This window comes from Adlercreutzia shanghongiae, from assembly GCF_035830635.1.
Taxonomy (GTDB): Bacteria; Actinomycetota; Coriobacteriia; order Coriobacteriales; family Eggerthellaceae; genus Adlercreutzia; species Adlercreutzia shanghongiae.
In genome coordinates, this window is record NZ_JAYMFI010000034.1 from 1 (window position 1) to 369 (window position 369).

Genomic DNA, 369 nt, shown 5'->3' on the forward strand with positions numbered 1-369 from the left:
CGATACCCTCGAAGCCGCTGATCACCGTTGTGGCGGCGCGCATGCCGCAGCGCCCATGGGGAGCGACGGTGAACCCTCTTGCCTTCAATGTGCGGGCCCTCGATCTCGAGAGCCCTGTCCTTCTCGAGAACTCGGCCAAGTTCATCTTGTCGAGTTCGAAGGAATCGCCCTCTGCCCGGGCGATATCCGAGATGGCCTTGTCTATAATCTCTTGCAGGCCATTGCGCTCGTTGTCATTCATGGTCCTCCTAATCTTCTGGCGTATTGGCGTACACCAGTGTAGGGCCGACGGCGGCGCAGTGGCTGTTTTTTCTTGACTTGGATTTGGCTAAATTGGTCTGACTTTAGGGGGCCATTCTTGCCTGGCGC

1 protein-coding gene is annotated in these 369 nt (G+C 57.7%); it reads right to left on the minus strand.

Going from position 1 to position 369, the window contains the following annotated elements; genetic code table 11:
* On the minus strand, positions 1-241 hold a 241-nt coding region (locus tag VJ923_RS11520; RefSeq protein WP_326441619.1), incomplete at its 3' end, for a hypothetical protein.
* Positions 242-369 lie beyond the last annotated feature (128 nt).